This window comes from Acinetobacter harbinensis, assembly GCF_000816495.1.
In the GTDB taxonomy this organism is placed as follows: Bacteria; Pseudomonadota; Gammaproteobacteria; order Pseudomonadales; family Moraxellaceae; genus Acinetobacter; species Acinetobacter harbinensis.
In genome coordinates this window covers 591,234-609,494 of sequence record NZ_JXBK01000001.1, presented here as the reverse complement: position 1 = coordinate 609,494, position 18,261 = coordinate 591,234, and the positions used below count along the sequence as shown (strand labels likewise).

Below are 18,261 nucleotides of genomic sequence, written 5' to 3'. Positions count from 1 at the left end.
CCTTAGTTTCTAACTGTTTTTCAATGTTATGCGTCATTATCTACTTGTTTATGCATAACATCGCATCCATTTACACGAATATGGATCATATATAACGTATATTAAGTCGTGGATGCTAGTTTTATCTTTGAATGAACAGTTTATTTGCTTTTTGATATCCTCGTGGTAAGAGCTGTCCCTTGCTTGCTCTTTTGCCAATATACTTTTGAAGATCATCACCTTTTAGTTTTAATTGCTGCTGTCCTGCAACGACTTGAACTATTTCATTTAAACCACACAATGTCATGGATAAAATTTGTTCTTGGCCTTCAAGTTGTATCAATTTGTTTCCTTTACCTTTGTTTAAGATGGGCAATTCAGCCAAATCAAGCAGCAATAAACGTCCGGCGGTGCTTAATAAAGCCAAATGAGTATGCTCGGCAATGCTTTGCAGTGGTAAGGCTTTGGCGGTATCTGAAAGGGTTAAAAAAGCTTTACCGGCTTTGGCACTGGTATCCAATTGTTTTGCAAAGGTTTTAAAACCATAACCTTTGGAACTTATTGCAATTAATTCTTGCTCATCTGCTGCAATCAAGACTTGTACAAAAGCAACGCCATTGGCAGGTGCCAGTTTGGAACTCAGTGGCTCGCCTAAACTGCGAGCAGAAGGCAAGGTATTAATCGCCAGTGCATAGCTGCGCCCAGTTTCATCTAGTACATAGACCCGTTGATTGGATTTCCCTTGCGCATGACTTAAATACTGATCGCCGGCGCGAAAGTTTAAATTGGCCGTGTCAATTTCATGCCCTTTGGCTGCACGAATCCAGCCTGCTTCTGATAACACCACGGTCACCGGATCGGCCGGCAACATATCCTGCTCGTTAATGGCTTGTGCTTCAGCACGCTGCACGAGCGGTGAACGACGATCATCGCCAAATCTTTTCGCATCTTCTTTAAGTTCAGAGATGATCAGATTTTTTAATGATTCAGGATTGGCCAATTGTTCACGGATAATCAATGCACGTGCTTCTAATTCTTCTTGCTCACGGCGAATTTGCATCTCTTCAAGCTTGGCCAAATGGCGTAACTTGAGTTCTAAAATGGCTTCGGCTTGAATCTCATCTAAGGCAAAATGTGCCATCAATTCAGCTTTAGGGTGGTCTTCTTCGCGGATAATCTGAATCACTTTATCTAAATCTAAATAGGCAATTAATAAGCCGGCCAAGATATGGAGGCGTTTTTCAATCTTATTTAAGTGATATTGCAACCGGCGTGTGACCGTGTTTTTACGAATTTCAATCCATTCCAATAAAATTTGGCGAATCGATTTTACTTGTGGACGCGCATCGGCACCAATCATGTTCATGTTGACGCGATAGCTTGATTCTAAATCGGTGGTGGCAAACAGATGGCTCATCACCCCTTCAGCATCAATGCGATTGGAACGCAGTACGATCACCAAACGGGTCGGATTTTTATGATCGGATTCATCGCGAATGTCGCTGACCAACGGCAATTTTTTGGCCTGCATTTGATCGGCAATTTGGGTGATAATTTTAGAACCAGAGACCTGATACGGTAGTTCTGTGATCACAATTTCATTGCGTTCAATGCTATAGACCGCACGCATACGGTAACTGCCACGACCGGTGCTTTGAATTTTAAGCAAATCTTCAGCCGAAGTAATAATTTCCGCTTTGGTCGGTAAATCGGGAGCAGGAATATATTCTGCCACTTTTTGATCGCTTAAATTCGGATTACGAATTAAGGCAATGGTGCCTTTAATCACTTCACGTAAATTATGCGGTGGAATATCGGTGGCCATCCCAACTGCAATTCCGGTGGTGCCATTGAGTAAAATATTTGGTACACGGGCGGGCAAACTGACCGGCTCTTTCATCGAACCATCAAAATTGTCCTGCCAATCACAGGTGCCTTGCCCCAGCTCTGACAACAACACTTCACTATACAGCGACAGTTTGGCTTCGGTATAACGCATCGCGGCAAAGGATTTCGGATCATCCGGTGAACCCCAATTGCCTTGTCCTTCAATAAACGGATAACGATAACTGAATGGCTGCGCCATCAACACCATGGCTTCATAACAAGCAGAGTCACCATGCGGATGGTATTTCCCCAAGACATCACCGACAGTACGCGCCGATTTTTTCGGCTTACCGCTATTTTTTAAGCCCAGCTCACTCATGGCATAGACAATACGGCGCTGTACCGGTTTTAACCCATCGCTAATATGCGGTAAGGCACGGTCCATAATGACGTACATGGCGTAATTGAGATAAGCTTGTTCGGTAAATTCGGCGACTGAACGATTTTCTGTCGCATGATGCACAAGGCTGGTCATAAAAGCGTAAAATCCTAAATAATTCGTTATTGTCTCTATGCGCTTATGCTAAGTCGCAGCAGCACGTGATACAAGCGCTGCTGCGTATGCTGTGCGACAAATTATGTCTTGTCAGCTCAAAATGGCCAACTAAAGCTTGATATTTTAAAATCTACGGTACATTTATAGACCAATCGACTCTAAGGTTTTGCCTTGGGTTTCTTCACCCAAAAGTACAATCACCAATGCCACACTAAGCAAGACCACAGTAAACATAATAAAAATATGACTAAAACCGTTGTTCATTACCATCATATGAGTGACCACCAATGGTGCTACGATGCCACCCATACGCCCAATGGCCGATGCCCAACCCGAACCAAAGGCGCGAATATTGGTCGGATATTGCTCTGGGGTATAGGTATAGAGCACGCCCCATGCACCCAAATTAAAGAATGACATCAGGCAACCCCAAAACATAATCATGTTGACGCTATTGGCTTGACCAAAGAAATAAGCGGCCATGGCACAGAGGGCAATAAAACCAGCCAAAGTCGGCTTACGCCCTAGTTTTTCTACCAACCATGCCGCCACCACATAGCCCGGCAATTGCGCCAAAATCATAATCAATACATATTCAAAGGACTGTACTATGCTATAGCCTTGTTTAACCAATAAGCTTGGTAACCACGTAAAAATACCGTAATAAGAGTAGACAATACCAAACCAAATTAACCACAGCATTAAACTACGGCGTGCCAATGGCCCCGACCACAACTGACGAAAAGACACGCTCTGCTTGTCTGCAACCGCCTTAACTTCAATCTGTTCAATGACCTCGACACCGCATTGACGCTCCAGTTTTTGCACCAAGGCATGTGCTTCTGCAATCCGGCCCCGATTGATTAAATACGGCACCGACTCAGGCACTTTCTTTAAAATCATAAACACATACAGTGCCGGTAAACCACCCAGTAAAAATGCAATGTGCCAACCATAATTGGGAATAACGAAATACGACATTAAAGCCGCAACCAACCAGCCTAAGCCCCAGAAACTTTCCAGCAAGACAATAAAACGTCCACGTACATGCGCAGGAATATATTCACTGACCAAGGTCACTGCTACCGGCAATTGCCCGCCTAACCCCAAGCCGACAATAAAGCGAAACAGCAATAGCCATGTTAAGTTGGGCGCAAAGGCACATAAAGCAGTGGCCAAACTATAGATCAGCAACGTCATGGCAAATACCGTGCGCCGACCGATACGATCGGCCAAGCCACCGGCAAACACGGCACCAATGGCCATACCGACAAAGGTAATTGACACCACCCAGCCTTTTTCCGCAGCACTCATCTGCCACTCGTCTGCCATGGTGGTCAAAATAAAAGAAATCAGTCCGGTGTCCATGGCATCGAACATCCAGCCCAAGCCAATCACCCAAAGCAAAGTATAGTGAAACTTACCAATTGGTAAGCGCTGTACACGTGAGACTAAATCCATAATATGCCCTCTGACTGACTGCAAGCATGACGATTGCTTGATCTATGACCTTACGGCTTGACGTTATTTTTATCTACGGTTATACAAAATCAGCATCTTGGGCTTTGCATTTTAGCCGATTGATCGCACTGCACTAAGAGGCATCTTTTGAAGAGGCCGACTGATCATCATCATCTTTATAGATAAATTTTGGCATCTCTAAACCAAAGTAAATCGCGATACAGCGTAAAGAAATTCCAAAGACTAAGGTGGTAATCACGGTCACTTCTAAGGAAAAACCAATCTCTTGACAGACCCAATAGCAAATTACCGAAACAAAAGAGATACTGGCATACAGTTCACGGCGGAACACCAAGGGAACGTCATTACATAAGATATCACGCAAAATTCCGCCGGAAACCCCAGTGAGTACGCCGGCTACGGCTGAAACCACAAAACCATGGCCCATTTGCAAGGCAATCTGACAGCCAATCACGGTAAAACCAATCAGTCCCATCGCATCCAACACCAAAAAGATGGTGCGTAAATGCCGCATCCATTTGGCAATTAAAATGGTGACAAAAGCGGCTGCACAGGTTAAAACCAAATATTCAGGATGCTTGACCCACGTCAGCGGATAATGTCCCAACAACACGTCACGAACTGAGCCACCGCCCAAGGCCGTGACACAGGCAATTAAAATGACGCCAAACCAATCCATACTGCGCCGACCGGCCGACAGTGCGCCCGTCATGGCTTCCGCGGTAATTGCAACAATATAAATGACCAAAAGTAGCATTGCCCTTCTTCCATTGAAGGTAATTGATGCGCGCTATTCTAAGATAAATCCGGCATAAAATTATAGATAGCGTGCACAACATTGTTTAAATTTTTTCCCCGAGCCACAGACGCAAGGCTGCTTCATGCTTGTTTTTAACTCGGTGGTGGGATCTAAAAAATACCATCTGTCGGCGTGTAGCACAAAATAGGAAACTTCCTGATGCAGTTGCATGGCTGTGCCATCATGATAATGCGCTTTAAACGCAACCTGTGCATGCTGTTTATCCAGCTTAAGGGGATGGGGCAACAGCTCTAACTTCAGCCATTGATTGGCCTGACTCCAATCCCGAATGGCCACTTTATCTAGGTCCGCTTGTTGTCCAATGGCCGTGGTATGCAACACATAATCAATCTGCTGCTTGGCAAAAGCACTGTAACGCGAACGCATGAGTTGCTCGGCACTGCTGGCGTGCAACTGACCTAAATGCAGCGGTTGACAACAGCTGGCGTACTGTCCGTGTCCACAGGGACAGGCATGTTCTGACATCATTTTTTCCTATAAAAAATAGCCCAACAATGCGGGCTATTTTAATCAATTCAATTCGGTTAAAACATCAGATGCACTAAAATTAATGTTCAGCCTTGGTGTCTAGTTGCGGAATGATATGGACTTTATCAATTTTATGTCCATCCATCGTGACCACCTCAAAAATATAGTGATCCGCTTCTAATTTGGCACCACTTTCAGGCAAACGTCCCAAGTGAAACAGGATATAGCCTGAAAGCGTCGAGTATTGTTCAGAGTCATCGACCAAATCGCGGCCTAACAGTAACGACACATGACGAATATCGGTAGAACCATCTAAAATTAAGGTGCCATCTTGTAGACTTTCCGCTGAAGTTTCATATTCATCTTCATCGGGAAATTCACCGGCAATGGCCTCTAACACGTCAATGGGTGTGGCGATCCCTTCAATTGAACCATATTCATTTAAGATAATGGCCATTTGTAGCGGTGCTTGGCGCAGTTGCTCCATCACCATTAACACCTGCGCATTTTCATGCACAATCACCGGTTCACGCAAATGACGTTCAAAATTCAGGACGCCGGTTTCAATGTATTCATTCATTACTTTATGCGTCAACACAATACCGGCAATATTGTCCAATTCACCACGTGCGATAATTAAACGCGAGTGAGTCATGCTCAGCAGTTGTTGTTTAATCGAGGCTTCATCTTCATCTAGATCAATCCACTCAAGCTCTGGGCGTGGGGTCATGACCGATTTAACAGGGCGCTCCGACAAACCCAGTACGCCTTGTACCATCACACTGTGATAAGCGCCATTGTCTTCATTAAACACTTCATCTGCAAAAGCACGCGTGGCCAAGACATCTTCGGAATCATGATTTTGCGCTTCATTTTTACCGCCCAACATACGCATTACCGCAGAGGCGGTGCGATAACGTAAGTCGGTGGTGGTGACCATTTTTTCTTGATTGCGACGCATGGTCTGATTGACAAATTCAACCACCACCGAAAAGCCAATCGCGGCGTATAAGTAACCTTTTGGAATATGAAAACCAAAGCCTTCAACGATGAGTGAAAAACCAATCATCATCAAAAAGCCCAAGCATAAAATCACCACCGTGGGATGTTTATTGACAAAGTCCATCAGTGGCTTAGAGGCCCACAGCATGATACCCACGGCGATTATCACCGCAATCATCATCACCGACAGCTCTTTGACCATCCCGACCGCAGTAATGACGCTGTCTAACGAGAACACCGCATCTAAAACCACAATTTGTACAATCACCATCCAAAATGCAGCATGGACTGGATTTTCTTCTTTTTGTGCTTGTGTGCCTTCAATGCGTTCATGCAGTTCCATGGTGCCTTTAAACAACAAGAACACACCACCAAACAGCAAAATTAAGTCACGGCCAGAGAAGGCATGCTCCAACACATAGAACATCGGTTGAGTTAAGGTGATAACCCAAGCAATGGAAGCCAATAAGATCAAGCGCATGACCAGCGCCAGTATTAAGCCGACAATACGTCCGGTATTGCGCTGTTCAGGCGGAAGTTTTTCCGCCAAAATGGCAATAAACACCAGATTGTCGATACCGAGGACAATTTCTAATACCACCAAAGTGGCCAGCCCGACCCACGCTGCAGGATCGGACATCCATTCAAAAATCATCGGATGTACTCCTGCTGCGGCTGAAGCACGGCAGATTGAGCACTGAAGTTAAAATCGGTAAATACTTTTTGAACACTCGAGGGACTAATTTTTTTCGACCCATTGATCTGTTCGGCGTGTTGACAACCACTACCCATGTTGATTCATTTGTTAGGAAACTGATTTTTAGTATAACAAGATGAAGTAGAAATTCATCCTTTTTTGCGTTATCGCTTATTTTTTTACTGCACAGCTTTAACAAATCTTTGCAAAGTGATTTGCAGATGAAGCCTGTGGTGTCAAAAACTTTATCTAAGCTAGAGCAGGCAAAAATAAAATGCTATGGTGAAAATTAACATGATGAATAGTGTATTAAAAATGACGACTCAATCGAGCAATCCAACTGCGCAAACCACTCAACCGCTTATTGCTTTGTATTGTGGTTCGCGTTGTGGCAATAAAGCCATTTATAAAGAAAAAGCCATCGCCCTTGCTGAAGGTCTGGCCGACTTGGGTTTTGGACTGGTCTACGGCGGTGCCAGTATTGGCCTGATGGGACAAGTGGCCGATGCAGCGATTAATCATGGCGCGGAAGCCGTCGGTGTAATTCCTGAATTTATGCTAGATTATGAAATTGCACATAATCAGCTAACTGAATTACACGTGGTGCGCAATATGCATGAGCGTAAAGCCATGATGGCAGAGCGCGCCAGTGCGTTTGTTGCCTTACCCGGTGGCTTAGGTACTTTTGAAGAAATTTTAGAAATTGCCACTTGGGGACAGCTCAATCAACATCAAAAACCGATGATGCTGTATAACGTGAATGGCTTTTATGATGCGCTCATTGCTCAGCTGGATCATGCTGTGACAGAAGGCTTTTTACCGGCACAACATCGGGCCAAATTAATTGTCTGCACGCATGCCGATCAAGTGTTTAATGTGCTTAAAAATCTAGAAGCGCCAAGTCATTTTACCGTTTAAATTGAAGATCAAAAAAGCGAGCTCTGTGCTCGCTTTTTAATTTCTATCAGGTGTTAACCTGAAATCACCCGATAGAACCACGGCAATGTGGTGGCCAAGACAATACTCATAATGAGACCAATCATTAACTTCATGGCATCTTTACTGACATTGCGTGAGGTGCGATATTTATTCACTTCAACCAAATGCATCGACATGGCAAATTCACGCCCTGCCAACAGACCCAAGAACACCCACGTGGTGCTCATCGGAATATTGCTCCACTCTTTAAACACCAACAGAATCAGCGCATAAATAAAATCAATGATGGTGGCTGAACGAATGTCGGCCACCCCCGTTTTGGTATCGATAATTTTTTGAATTGCGCCGCCGCGTTGGTAAAAAATCATGCCCAACAGCAAAATAAACACCACAATGGCAAAAATCAAAAACTCCAGCGGGACTTGACGCGGCACATAAACAAAAATATTGGCCAAGTCTTGAATCAGCCACTGGCTCCATAAAAAAGCTGTAGATACCCACTGCACCCCAATCCACAGATGTGAGGGTTTATGATCACGGGTTTTACTGAAATAGACCGAGATGCCTTTAATCACAAAACGATAGACAATGATGGCGACCACAAAGGCCACGGCATAACCCATCATTGATTTGGTCAGCATCGAACCTAAACTGCTGGGAGAGAAAATCGTCAACACCAAAAAGGTGGTGCTGACAGGAATACCATAGCGGGTTAAAATAATTAATATAATTGGTGGCACAATATACAGCCACGTGATGCCAGATGCAGGAAAGGCAATGGTTTCAAGCCGTCCATAAGAGGCATCACCGACGCCCGACACCCACCAACCGTACAACAACACCACGGTTAAAATACTGCTGGTATACAGCCACAACAACCACCAAGGTCGATGCGCATTTGATGAAATAAAGGTGCCCAGCGTTTGTGGCACATCATTTGCAACAATTGAATAAGCAGCCAGACAAAAGCCAACAACCATCAAAATCTCGATTGTCATAAAAACCAAACCTTATTCATCAATTAAAAGAGCCGTGCAAAGTGCCGAAGCGCTCGGCTCAGATTATGACATTTTTATGGCATTTTAATGACACAATGCAGACAAGATTTTGTTATCAGCGTTAAAAGGCGTGGCCAGAGTATTTTTCACCATTCTTTCTAGAGTTAAGATCAGCGCCATCGATGGCCTACTTAATGGCACTGAGTGCTGAAAAGTACTGTCTCTATAGTCTGCACTTGCTACTACTGAAGCCGACTGTGCGACTGAGATCAGCAATCACTTTCCCTCTCCACAACTGCGATATAACCTTTTCTTACAGCATCATGGCTGGATTGCTTTAAACTGATTAAAAATCTACCTTTCTCTGGATTATGAACGCCCCATCTGCCCATCAAGCCCTACAACCTGAATTTAGACTCTTGGTGTTTTTGGTCTCTATCGGCTTTTTTATGCAGGCTTTAGATTCGACCATTGTCAATACGGCGCTGCCGGCCATGGCCGCCAGTTTAAATGAACAGCCTTTAAATATGCACAGTGTGGTGGTGGCCTATGTGCTGTCTGTGGCGGCCTGTATTCCGTTAAGCGGTTGGCTGGCCGATCGTTTTGGTATCCGTAATATCTATTTTTCTTCGATTGTAATTTTTAGTTTGGCCTCTTTGGGCTGTGCCTTTTCGCAAAGTTTAGAACAATTGTTATTTTTTCGGGTCATCCAAGGTTTAGGCGGTGCGTTATTGTTGCCTGTGGGTCGACTGGCTATGCTCAAGCTGATTCCACGTCACCAGTTTTTATCCGCGATGAGTCTGATGAGTTTGGCCGGCTTAATTGGTCCATTAATTGGGCCCACCTTAGGCGGTTGGTTGGTAGAGGTCGCGACATGGCATTGGATTTTTTTGATTAATCTACCGATGGGACTATTGGGTATTTTGGTCACCTTTAAAGCCATGCCGAATGTGATGGAAAAAACAGTGCAAAAATTCGACTTTTCGGGTTTTATCCTGTTGCTCTTGGCCATGGTCGGCTTGTCTTTGGGCATTGAAAGCCTAGCAGATGCCGATAAAACACCCATATTAAGCACTTTGTTTATTGTCGGTGGGCTGGTTGCAGTTGCGCTGTATGCTTATCATGCCACCCGCCATGCCAATGCTTTATTTCGGCGACAGCTGTTTGAAAATCGCATTTATACCATTGGTGTTTTAGGTAATTTCTTTGCACGCTTAGGCGGGAATGCTTTGCCTTTTTTACTGCCGCTGATGCTACAAGTGGCTTTCGGGTTTAGTCCTCTCATTACCGGTTTAATGATGATTCCGACTGTTTTAGGCTCATTGGTATCTAAACCGCTGATTCGACCGATGATTCAGCGCTTTGGCTATCGACAGGTATTATTGGTCAATACCTTATTGGTCGGTGCATGTATTGCCAGTTTAGCCTTCACCACCGCCGACACCCCAATTTGGCTGCGCACGGTACATTTCTTTATTTTTGGTGTGTTAAATTCGGTGCAATTTGTTGCGATGAATACCCTCACGCTTAAAGATTTAGCACCTAGCGATGCCAGTAGTGGCAATAGTTTTTTATCCATGATCATGATGCTGTCGATGAGTATCGGGGTTGCACTGGCAGGCACCTTGGTCAATATCTTTACTGCACACTATGGTATCGCGCAGATCAGTAATGCCTTTCACGCCACCTTATTCTGTTTGGGCGCCATCAATATTATTACCGCCGCGATTTTTTGGCATATTCCACGCAATACATCCGTTTAGGCACTGTATACAAATAGACTGCGCGAACCAGCGCAGTCGCGTTATGATAAGGCAGCACTGCCAGTCCAAAATCAGCTATGTCCTTAAAACCTCGGCTTTACCCTTACGTTAAAATACGAGCTGCACTTTATCTTGGTGTGGTGATTATTTTTATCGCTGTACTTTTTTATAGCTTACTGTTACATCCGCATCCTGCAGCGGCGCAGCAGTATCCCATTCAAGGCTTTGATGTCTCACATCATCAAGGGGATATTCAATGGGCCAAAATTTCGCCACAAAAATATCAATTTGTCTATTTAAAAGCCACTGAAGGTGGTGATTTTAAAGACCAGAAATTTCAGCAATATTGGCTTCAAGCACGGGAACATGGCTTAACCGTGGGTGCTTATCATTTTTATCGTTTATGCCGCTCTGGTGAAATTCAAGCACAGAATTTTATTGCCACCGTGCCCAATAAAACCGACGCTTTGCCGCCAGTCATAGATTTAGAATACGATGCGCAGTGCATTAACACCTTTACCAAAGAACAGCTGCTGAAAGAAATTCAACTGATGCATGATCGTCTGTATCAGCATTATGGCAAACAACCAATTTTCTATATTTCAAAAGCGTTTTATAACATTATCTTGGCAGGTCAGTTCAGCAAAACACCGCTCTGGGTTCGTGAATATCAAGGCAAGCCACAACTCAAAAATAATCCAAAATGGCTATTCTGGCAACATACTAATCAGGGTGAAATTAAAGGCATTGCGAAAAGCGTCGACTTAAATGTCTTTAATGGCGACACAGCCGATTGGAATCGCTTTTTACACAAAAATGGACTGCAGCCACTCAAAAACACACCTCAGCCTAAACCAAGATAAGGAACTTAAGCTGAAGTGAAATACCTCGATAAACAGCCTGTAGAGAAGATAAAAAATTTAAACCATTCAATACCACCATCATCCTTAGAAAAATTAAAGCTGATTTCTGACCGTCAGCTGCTGTCGTCACGCGTAGGGCCATGCTATGCGTTATTCACTAAAAATGAGACAATGCCATGCTTATTGATCCATCGGTAGCCAATCACAGGGCATGAGAAAAATCATTCACATCGATATGGATGCCTTTTATGCTTCCGTTGAACTGAAAGATCGACCCGAGCTACAGCACTTACCGGTGGTGGTGTCTTATCATCATCCCCGCGCAGTGGTGGTGGCCGCCTCTTATCCTGCACGTAAGTTTGGATTACGCTCGGCCATGTCGATGTCACAAGCCAGACAACGCTGTCCCCAGCTGATTGTGCTTGAGCCTAACTTTGAAAAATATCGTCAAATTTCTGAGCAAATTCATCAGATTTTTCAGCGCTATACCCTGTTAATTGAACCCTTATCTTTAGATGAAGCCTATTTAGATGTTACTGAAAATTTGCAAAATATTGCCAGTGCCACCGAAGTGGCCATGCGCATTCAACAGGATATTGTTCAAGCGACTGGCTTAACCGCATCCGCAGGCGTGGCACCAAATAAGTTTTTGGCGAAAATTGCCTCCGATTGGCATAAACCGAACGGCATTTTTGTGATTAAACCACAACATGTCGCCGAATTTATTCAGCATTTACCGCTTAAAAAAATTCCGGGGGTCGGTAAAGTGACCCAACAAAAACTTGAAAATTTAAAATTACACACCTTAGGGGATTTACAAAAAATTGAGCAAAGCTTGCTAATTCAGCATTTTGGTAAATATGGTCAGCAATTATATTTATATGGCCAAGGTATCGATGAGCGGCCAGTACAAGCAGAGCGTGAACGTCGGCAAATTTCCAAAGAAACCACTTTTGAAACAGACTTAACCCTGATGCAGTGTCTGCCCCATTGGCCTCAATTAGTGGCACAAGTCTGGAGGAGTTTGCAAAACAAGCAACTGTCCGCGCGTGGGGTATCGGCTAAACTTAAATTAAATAATTTTCAAGTGTTGCAGCACAGCAAAAGCTTTAAACATCCGTTAGAAAATCAAAAGCAACTACAACAAGTCATGCAGCAACTTTTAATTGAAATGCAGCTGTCAGAACACCTTAAATTTCGCTTAATTGGGGTAGGCGTCTACCAACTGTCCAATTCAGACGAGCAACCGCAACTATGCTTGTGGTAAATCAATCCTTATTTTTTCAGCCTACAGAATAAAATGGGCAAAATACGTACAACGGACTATGCAAAGTTTCTATTTTGCGCTACGCTAGCCGCGCGCTGCATTTATCCATGTATGCTGAGCTGCTAAAAATCACCTTTATTTTTAGCAAACTGTCCTGTGATTGGCGTGACGATCAAATCCGAATATTACAGGGCAACTCTGTGTCACATCTTGATCTTCTGCCTCTTGGCACACCTCTGCTTTCATCTCAAATCATCTTGTGTCCACTTCAGCATTGTCACGTCCGGTTAAATGCGCGAAAATTTCAGCCATGCGATAAAATACTGCGCAACACACACCGCTGCGCAATCTATACAGAGCGTGTTTGAGTGCAACAGATAACGCTTGATCAAGCAAAATACAGGATGAATAATGATGACCGTACAACGCCTTCATATCGAAAAACGTTATTGTGAAGTGGCTATGTCAGGCAATTTGGTGCATTTGGCTGGACAATTGGCCGATGACACCGCACAAGATATTAAATCTCAGACTCAACAAACGCTCGATAACATTGACCGCTTATTGGCCGATGCCGGTACAGATAAAACACAGATTTTATCTGTACTCATTTTCTTAAAAGATATTGATCAAGATTATGCCGCGATGAATGAAATTTGGGATGCATGGGTGGCAGATGGTCAAGCACCAGCCCGCACCTGTGTTGAATCTAAGCTTTACACGCCGGATGTGTTGGTGGAAATGACCGTCACAGCAGTACGTACAGTGGCTTAAGGCCCAAACACTTGAATGAAAGAACTAAAGAACGCCTGTTTAAGAAACTGCTGAGCATGACCAATCATGGGCATGCCCAGTGGCATTAACCCAAGAGACGGATTTTCTTGGTGGGTAAATTTGGATAAAAACTATATTTTTTTCCCATCTCATCCACCTCAGTCTCGGGGTGTAAAGGTGCTGTCTCTGCTTGCAGAAAATCTTGTCTTAATTGCGCGTATTCGGGTACATCTTCATAGCGAATCACCCGATAACCGGCCAGAGTCAAAAGTGCATCTTGATATTGCGCATTTTGTGGACGCTTTAACACCATAGGATCATCCACCGCAATAATGGCCGACACTTGATGCTGTGGATTCATTACCACAAAATCTGCCACCATATTGCGATACTTATGCCGCGTACGCGAATATTTAGTGGTCAGCAACGCATCAAAAGACACATGAGCCAAGATGGTGCTGTTGGGTAAAATTTCTTTGAGCCGTGCATAGGTCATTTGTTCATGCAGATTGAACATCGCCCGTTGCTTTAAAGCGCTATCTTGTGGCTTGTTATTGCCTTGCATACCTTTGCATGCCATGTACAGCACACACATCAGGAGTAAGCTCCCGATCAAAATATAAATTATCATTCTCTTATTCCTTTAAGCTTTTTATAATCTATTCGGTATCCCACCGATTATTATAAATTTTAGTATATAACGGTTATTTTTATTAGATTTTCAAAATCAACAAATTGTATTTAATCATCACCAGATGATTATACAAACTAACAAAACATTGCAGTTGTTTCATTTTTAGCCTTCATCTCTATTCATCCCTGATTAGATCATGGCTTTAACATAACGCAAGTTTGAAACCGAATGCAATGCGACTTAGGAATATTGTCTAACAATTCCGATAAAATCAGCTCAAGCCCTTTACATCGCTGTACTGAATAAAAAAGGATGCCGAAGCATCCTTTATTACATCGCCATTAAGCTTTCGACTTTGGCTTGACCTTGGCTTTTAGCTTAGCGCCAAATGGGCCTTTGCTCTCACCCGTTTCACGCGGCGGCAAACCGCTATGCTGGGTTAATAGTTGACCTTTTTGGGGTCGTTTACGCGTAGATTCAGCCGCATGCGATGCAGGGCGCGCGCTATCATGCGTGCGTTTTTGCGAATCACCGGCCACGGTTGAATTTTTCTTACGGGCTGACTGATACTCACCTTCCACCCCTTGCGGCTGATAAGTCGGAATCAAATGCTGCTTAGAGTTACCAATCAGATCGGCACGGCCCATTTCTTTGAGCGTCTCACGCAGCAATGGCCAGTTGTTTGAATCATGATAACGCAAGAAGGCTTTATGAATACGACGACGCTTATCGCCTTTAACAATATCAATATTTTCAGTATAACGCGCCACTTTGGCCAGTGGATTCTTACCGGTATGATACATGGTGGTGGCGGTGGCCATCGGGGATGGATAAAAAGTTTGCACCTGATCGGCACGGAAACCATTTTTCTTTAACCAAATGGCCAAGTTCATCATGTCATATTCGGTGGTTCCCGGATGTGCTGCAATGAAGTAAGGAATTAAGTATTGCTCTTTACCTGCTTCTTTGCTGTAACGCTCAAACATTTGTTTAAAACGATCATAAGCCCCAATTCCGGGTTTCATCATCTTCGACAATGGCCCTTTCTCGGTATGTTCAGGGGCAATTTTTAAATAACCACCGACATGATGCTGAACCAATTCTTTCACGTATTCAGGATTTAATACCGCTAGGTCATAGCGCAAACCTGAACCAATCAAAATCTTTTTAATGCCTTTTAGACTACGCGCTTTACGATACAATTGGGTCAGCGGTGCATGATCGGTATGTAAATTTTGACACACTCCTGGAAACACACACGACGGTTTACGGCAGTTTTTCTCAATCTCAGGATCTTTACACTGCAAACGATACATGTTTGCCGTTGGGCCACCTAAGTCGGAAATAATACCGGTAAAGCCCGGAGCGGTATCTCGAATTTTTTCCACTTCACGTAAAATGGATTCTTCTGAGCGATTCTGAATAATCCGCCCTTCGTGTTCTGTAATGGAACAGAACGTACAACCGCCAAAACAGCCACGCATAATGTTGACTGAAAATTTGATCATATCAAATGCAGGAAAACGCGCTTCGCCATACGATGGATGCGGCAGACGTGCATAAGGCAAATCAAACACATAATCCATCTCTTCCGTGGTGAGCGGAATAGGCGGTGCATTAAGCCATACATCACGCTCACCATGTTTTTGTACCAAAGCACGCGCGTTACCGGGATTGGTTTCTAAATGCAAAATGCGATTGGCATGGGCATATAACACCGGATCTTCAGTCACTTCTTCAAATGAAGGCAGACGAATCACCGCCAATTCACGCGCAGGTAATCTATGTTTAATTGCTTTAGACGGTGCAGCTTGTAATTGCACAATTTGCGTATCTTGATCTAAATCATCGCCGGGGCGAATGATCGGATTAGTGACCACTTCTTTTTGGAAATTTTGATATTTCGTCAAAGAGTTGCCCTTGTCTTTTTCAATTTCACAGCCGTCTAAATCTTCGGTCATCACATAGGGATTAATGATCGGATCAACACGGCCCACGCTATCGACATCATTCGAGGCAATTTCAACAAACTTGGCTTTTGATGCGCGATTGCTTTTATTGACAATAAATGCAGTGCCACGCACATCCGTAATCTCATGAATTTTTTCGCCACGTGCGAGGCGATGCATCACTTCTGTAATCGAACGTTCGCCATTGCCGTACATCAATAGGTCGGCTTTTGAGTCCATCAGGATCGAGCGACGCACTTTATCTGACCAATAGTCATAATGCGCAATTCGGCGTAAAGAGGCTTCAATACCGCCCAACAAAACAGGTACATCCGGAAAAGCTTCACGGCAGCGTTGGCTATAAACCGTTGCAGCACGATCAGGACGTTTATTGGCCTGATTATCGGGTGAATAGGCATCATCTGAACGAATTTTACGATCTGCCGTATAACGGTTAATCATCGAATCCATATTACCGGCAGTCACTCCCCACGCAATTGTCGGTTTACCTAAGACTCGAAATGCATCAGCATTGGTCCAATCCGGTTGCGCAATAATGCCCACCCGAAAGCCTTGTGCCTCAAGGGTACGGCCGATAATGCCCGAACAAAATGAAGGATGATCGATATACGCATCGCCACAGACTAAAATAAAATCGCAGGCATCCCAGCCAAGTTGATCCATTTCCTCGCGTGACATCGGCAAAAATGGGGCAGGTTCAAAACACGACGCCCAATATTTGTCGTAATCAAACAACGCAGTAGGCGCTGTCTGAGCAGTATAAGCAGTAGACATGAATAGCTATTCTCGGCTGGCAGGTAAAAGAGGAGACATCAAAAGATGAAAGTTGGTCATTTTACCATGAATCTTGCTCACTTTAATGATTAAAAAACACACAAAAACAAGCGTTTAAATTTTTATACTTAAAAAGAGATCAACGCGGTTGCAGTTTCCATGCGAAAAATAAGCCCAACAGTAATACCACAGCAATAAACGTACTCAAGCCGAGCCAACCAAAGTTTTCCCAAATCAGGCCACTGCCACTACCCATCACACTAGAACCCAAATAATAACTAAATAAATATAACGATGAACCCACAGCACGATACTGTAAAGATTGCACCGCAACCCAACTACTGGCCGTGGAATGAGCCGCAAAAAAAGAAAAGGTGAACAGCAATAAACCTAAACAGATAGCCCAAATGGAGGGAATCAGCATGATCAGTACACCCAGTATCATGCTGATCAACATGAACAACAGCACTCGATGCCGCCCAAATTGTTGTCCCCAACGCGCAGCGCGTGGCGAACTATAAATACCGGCCAAATACACAATTGAAATAAGGCCAATCCACGTTTGTGACAAAGTGAAAGGGGCTTCTAACAAATGATAACTGAGATAGTTAAAGATCGTGACAAAGCAGCCCATCAAAATAAAGCCTTCAGCAAACAACAGCCTTAACTTAGAGTCGGCTAGATTTTTTTTAAAAGACTGTTTAAAGCGAGAAAACTGAATCGGATAGGCTTTGAAATATTGTGATTGAGGCAGTATTTTATAAAAAATTATCGCAATAAGCAGATTAATTAGACCAATAATCAACGTTGCGCTCTGCCAAGAAACAAAATCCACCAAAATGCCGGCAATCAGTCGTCCACCCATTCCTCCAATGGCTGTACCCGAGATATACAGCCCCATACTAAAGCCAATATCTTTTTCTGCAATTTCTTCACCAATATAAGTCATAGCGACTGCAGCAACACCACTCACAGCAATACCAATGAGGATGCGTGTGGCTAAAAATACATGCCAACTGGGTAAAATTGCACTAAAAATCAGCAAACATGCGGCCAAGAATAAGGCCCAAACCATAATAATTTTACGACCAAAGCGATCTGAGATTAATCCGGTAAAAAGTAGTCCGGTTGCTAAAGCAATGGTTGAAAAAGATAAGGGAAAACTACTGTCTGTCGGTGAAACTGCAAAGAACTTTGCAAAGATAGGCATCATCGGCTGTACACAATATAGCGATGAGAATGAGGCAAATCCTGCTAAAAATAAAGCGCATAAAATAGCCAAAAAAGATTTCGAGCCATACTCAACTTTACCTAATGTGGGATTGGAATCAGACATAAAAACTCCTCATACCAAGTCAGTATACGCTGATTTAGAATTAGACAATTAATACTACTGACTTAAGCTCAAATTTATTAATGACATAAACCGACTTTAATCCCTGCGATGA

The 18,261-nt window shown here is 43.7% G+C and carries 14 protein-coding genes; 5 read left to right on the top strand and 9 right to left on the bottom strand.

What is annotated here, in order from left to right:
* Window positions 1–121 precede the first annotated feature (121 nt).
* From parC to SE27_RS02825, 5 genes are all read right to left on the bottom strand, one after another.
* Window positions 122–2,341 (bottom strand): DNA topoisomerase IV subunit A, encoded by a 2,220-nt coding sequence (gene parC, locus SE27_RS02845; RefSeq protein WP_039620681.1) that lies wholly within the window; start codon window positions 2,339–2,341, stop codon window positions 122–124.
* Window positions 2,342–2,503: 162 nt separating this feature from the next.
* Window positions 2,504–3,823: a niacin transporter NiaP gene (gene niaP, locus SE27_RS02840; RefSeq protein ID WP_039620679.1), complete on the bottom strand. Its 1,320-nt coding sequence runs from the start codon at window positions 3,821–3,823 to the stop codon at window positions 2,504–2,506.
* Between the two features lie 133 nt (window positions 3,824–3,956).
* Window positions 3,957–4,601, bottom strand: a complete 645-nt coding sequence (locus SE27_RS02835) for a trimeric intracellular cation channel family protein (RefSeq protein WP_039620677.1) — start codon at window positions 4,599–4,601, stop codon at window positions 3,957–3,959.
* A gap of 60 nt (window positions 4,602–4,661) precedes the next feature.
* Window positions 4,662–5,132, bottom strand: a complete 471-nt coding sequence (locus tag SE27_RS02830) for a YchJ family protein (RefSeq protein WP_039620675.1) — start codon at window positions 5,130–5,132, stop codon at window positions 4,662–4,664.
* Between the two features lie 79 nt (window positions 5,133–5,211).
* A complete protein-coding gene (locus tag SE27_RS02825) occupies window positions 5,212–6,789 on the bottom strand; it encodes a TerC family protein (protein ID WP_039620673.1) in 1,578 nt (525 codons plus the stop codon).
* A 339-nt stretch (window positions 6,790–7,128) separates the two neighbouring features.
* On the opposite strand from SE27_RS02825, the gene SE27_RS02820 reads away from it, so the two are divergent.
* A complete protein-coding gene (locus tag SE27_RS02820) occupies window positions 7,129–7,749 on the top strand; it encodes an LOG family protein (RefSeq protein WP_039623765.1) in 621 nt (206 codons plus the stop codon).
* A 53-nt stretch (window positions 7,750–7,802) separates the two neighbouring features.
* Here the strand turns inward: SE27_RS02820 and SE27_RS02815 are convergent, their stop codons facing one another.
* Window positions 7,803–8,768 (bottom strand): hypothetical protein, encoded by a 966-nt coding sequence (locus SE27_RS02815; protein WP_039620671.1) that lies wholly within the window; start codon window positions 8,766–8,768, stop codon window positions 7,803–7,805.
* 371 nt (window positions 8,769–9,139) lie between these two features.
* Between SE27_RS02815 and mdtD the strand changes: the two genes are divergently transcribed.
* The 4 genes from mdtD (at window position 9,140) to SE27_RS02795 (ending at window position 13,435) form a co-directional block, all read left to right on the top strand.
* Window positions 9,140–10,531 (top strand): multidrug transporter subunit MdtD, encoded by a 1,392-nt coding sequence (gene mdtD, locus SE27_RS02810; protein ID WP_039620669.1) that lies wholly within the window; start codon window positions 9,140–9,142, stop codon window positions 10,529–10,531.
* A 77-nt stretch (window positions 10,532–10,608) separates the two neighbouring features.
* Window positions 10,609–11,394, top strand: coding sequence for a glycoside hydrolase family 25 protein (locus SE27_RS02805; protein ID WP_052251698.1), 786 nt, complete (start codon window positions 10,609–10,611; stop codon window positions 11,392–11,394).
* Window positions 11,395–11,605: 211 nt separating this feature from the next.
* Window positions 11,606–12,661 (top strand): DNA polymerase IV, encoded by a 1,056-nt coding sequence (gene dinB, locus SE27_RS02800; RefSeq protein WP_039620667.1) that lies wholly within the window; start codon window positions 11,606–11,608, stop codon window positions 12,659–12,661.
* Between the two features lie 414 nt (window positions 12,662–13,075).
* Window positions 13,076–13,435 carry a RidA family protein gene (locus tag SE27_RS02795; protein ID WP_039623762.1) on the top strand — a complete coding sequence of 120 codons (360 nt, stop codon included), beginning with the start codon at window positions 13,076–13,078 and terminating at the stop codon, window positions 13,433–13,435.
* Window positions 13,436–13,520: 85 nt separating this feature from the next.
* Here SE27_RS02795 and SE27_RS02790 read toward each other — a convergent pair whose 3' ends face one another.
* From SE27_RS02790 to SE27_RS02780, 3 genes are all read right to left on the bottom strand, one after another.
* Window positions 13,521–14,066, bottom strand: a complete 546-nt coding sequence (locus tag SE27_RS02790; RefSeq protein WP_039620665.1) for a DUF2726 domain-containing protein — start codon at window positions 14,064–14,066, stop codon at window positions 13,521–13,523.
* Between the two features lie 344 nt (window positions 14,067–14,410).
* Window positions 14,411–16,813, bottom strand: a complete 2,403-nt coding sequence (locus SE27_RS02785) for a YgiQ family radical SAM protein (RefSeq protein WP_039620664.1) — start codon at window positions 16,811–16,813, stop codon at window positions 14,411–14,413.
* Between the two features lie 139 nt (window positions 16,814–16,952).
* Window positions 16,953–18,149, bottom strand: coding sequence for an MFS transporter (locus tag SE27_RS02780; RefSeq protein WP_052251697.1), 1,197 nt, complete (start codon window positions 18,147–18,149; stop codon window positions 16,953–16,955).
* Window positions 18,150–18,261: the final 112 nt, after the last annotated feature.

Coding starts and splice junctions, on each gene's coding strand:
- parC (WP_039620681.1), bottom strand. CDS start 2,341: ATGACCAGCCTTGTGCATCATGCGACAGAAAATCGTTCAGTCGCCGAA.
- niaP (WP_039620679.1), bottom strand. CDS start 3,823: ATGGATTTAGTCTCACGTGTACAGCGCTTACCAATTGGTAAGTTTCAC.
- SE27_RS02835 (WP_039620677.1), bottom strand. CDS start 4,601: ATGCTACTTTTGGTCATTTATATTGTTGCAATTACCGCGGAAGCCATG.
- SE27_RS02830 (WP_039620675.1), bottom strand. CDS start 5,132: ATGATGTCAGAACATGCCTGTCCCTGTGGACACGGACAGTACGCCAGC.
- SE27_RS02825 (WP_039620673.1), bottom strand. CDS start 6,789: ATGATTTTTGAATGGATGTCCGATCCTGCAGCGTGGGTCGGGCTGGCC.
- SE27_RS02820 (WP_039623765.1), top strand. CDS start 7,129: ATGAATAGTGTATTAAAAATGACGACTCAATCGAGCAATCCAACTGCG.
- SE27_RS02815 (WP_039620671.1), bottom strand. CDS start 8,768: ATGACAATCGAGATTTTGATGGTTGTTGGCTTTTGTCTGGCTGCTTAT.
- mdtD (WP_039620669.1), top strand. CDS start 9,140: ATGAACGCCCCATCTGCCCATCAAGCCCTACAACCTGAATTTAGACTC.
- SE27_RS02805 (WP_052251698.1), top strand. CDS start 10,609: ATGTCCTTAAAACCTCGGCTTTACCCTTACGTTAAAATACGAGCTGCA.
- dinB (WP_039620667.1), top strand. CDS start 11,606: ATGAGAAAAATCATTCACATCGATATGGATGCCTTTTATGCTTCCGTT.
- SE27_RS02795 (WP_039623762.1), top strand. CDS start 13,076: ATGACCGTACAACGCCTTCATATCGAAAAACGTTATTGTGAAGTGGCT.
- SE27_RS02790 (WP_039620665.1), bottom strand. CDS start 14,066: ATGATAATTTATATTTTGATCGGGAGCTTACTCCTGATGTGTGTGCTG.
- SE27_RS02785 (WP_039620664.1), bottom strand. CDS start 16,813: ATGTCTACTGCTTATACTGCTCAGACAGCGCCTACTGCGTTGTTTGAT.
- SE27_RS02780 (WP_052251697.1), bottom strand. CDS start 18,149: ATGTCTGATTCCAATCCCACATTAGGTAAAGTTGAGTATGGCTCGAAA.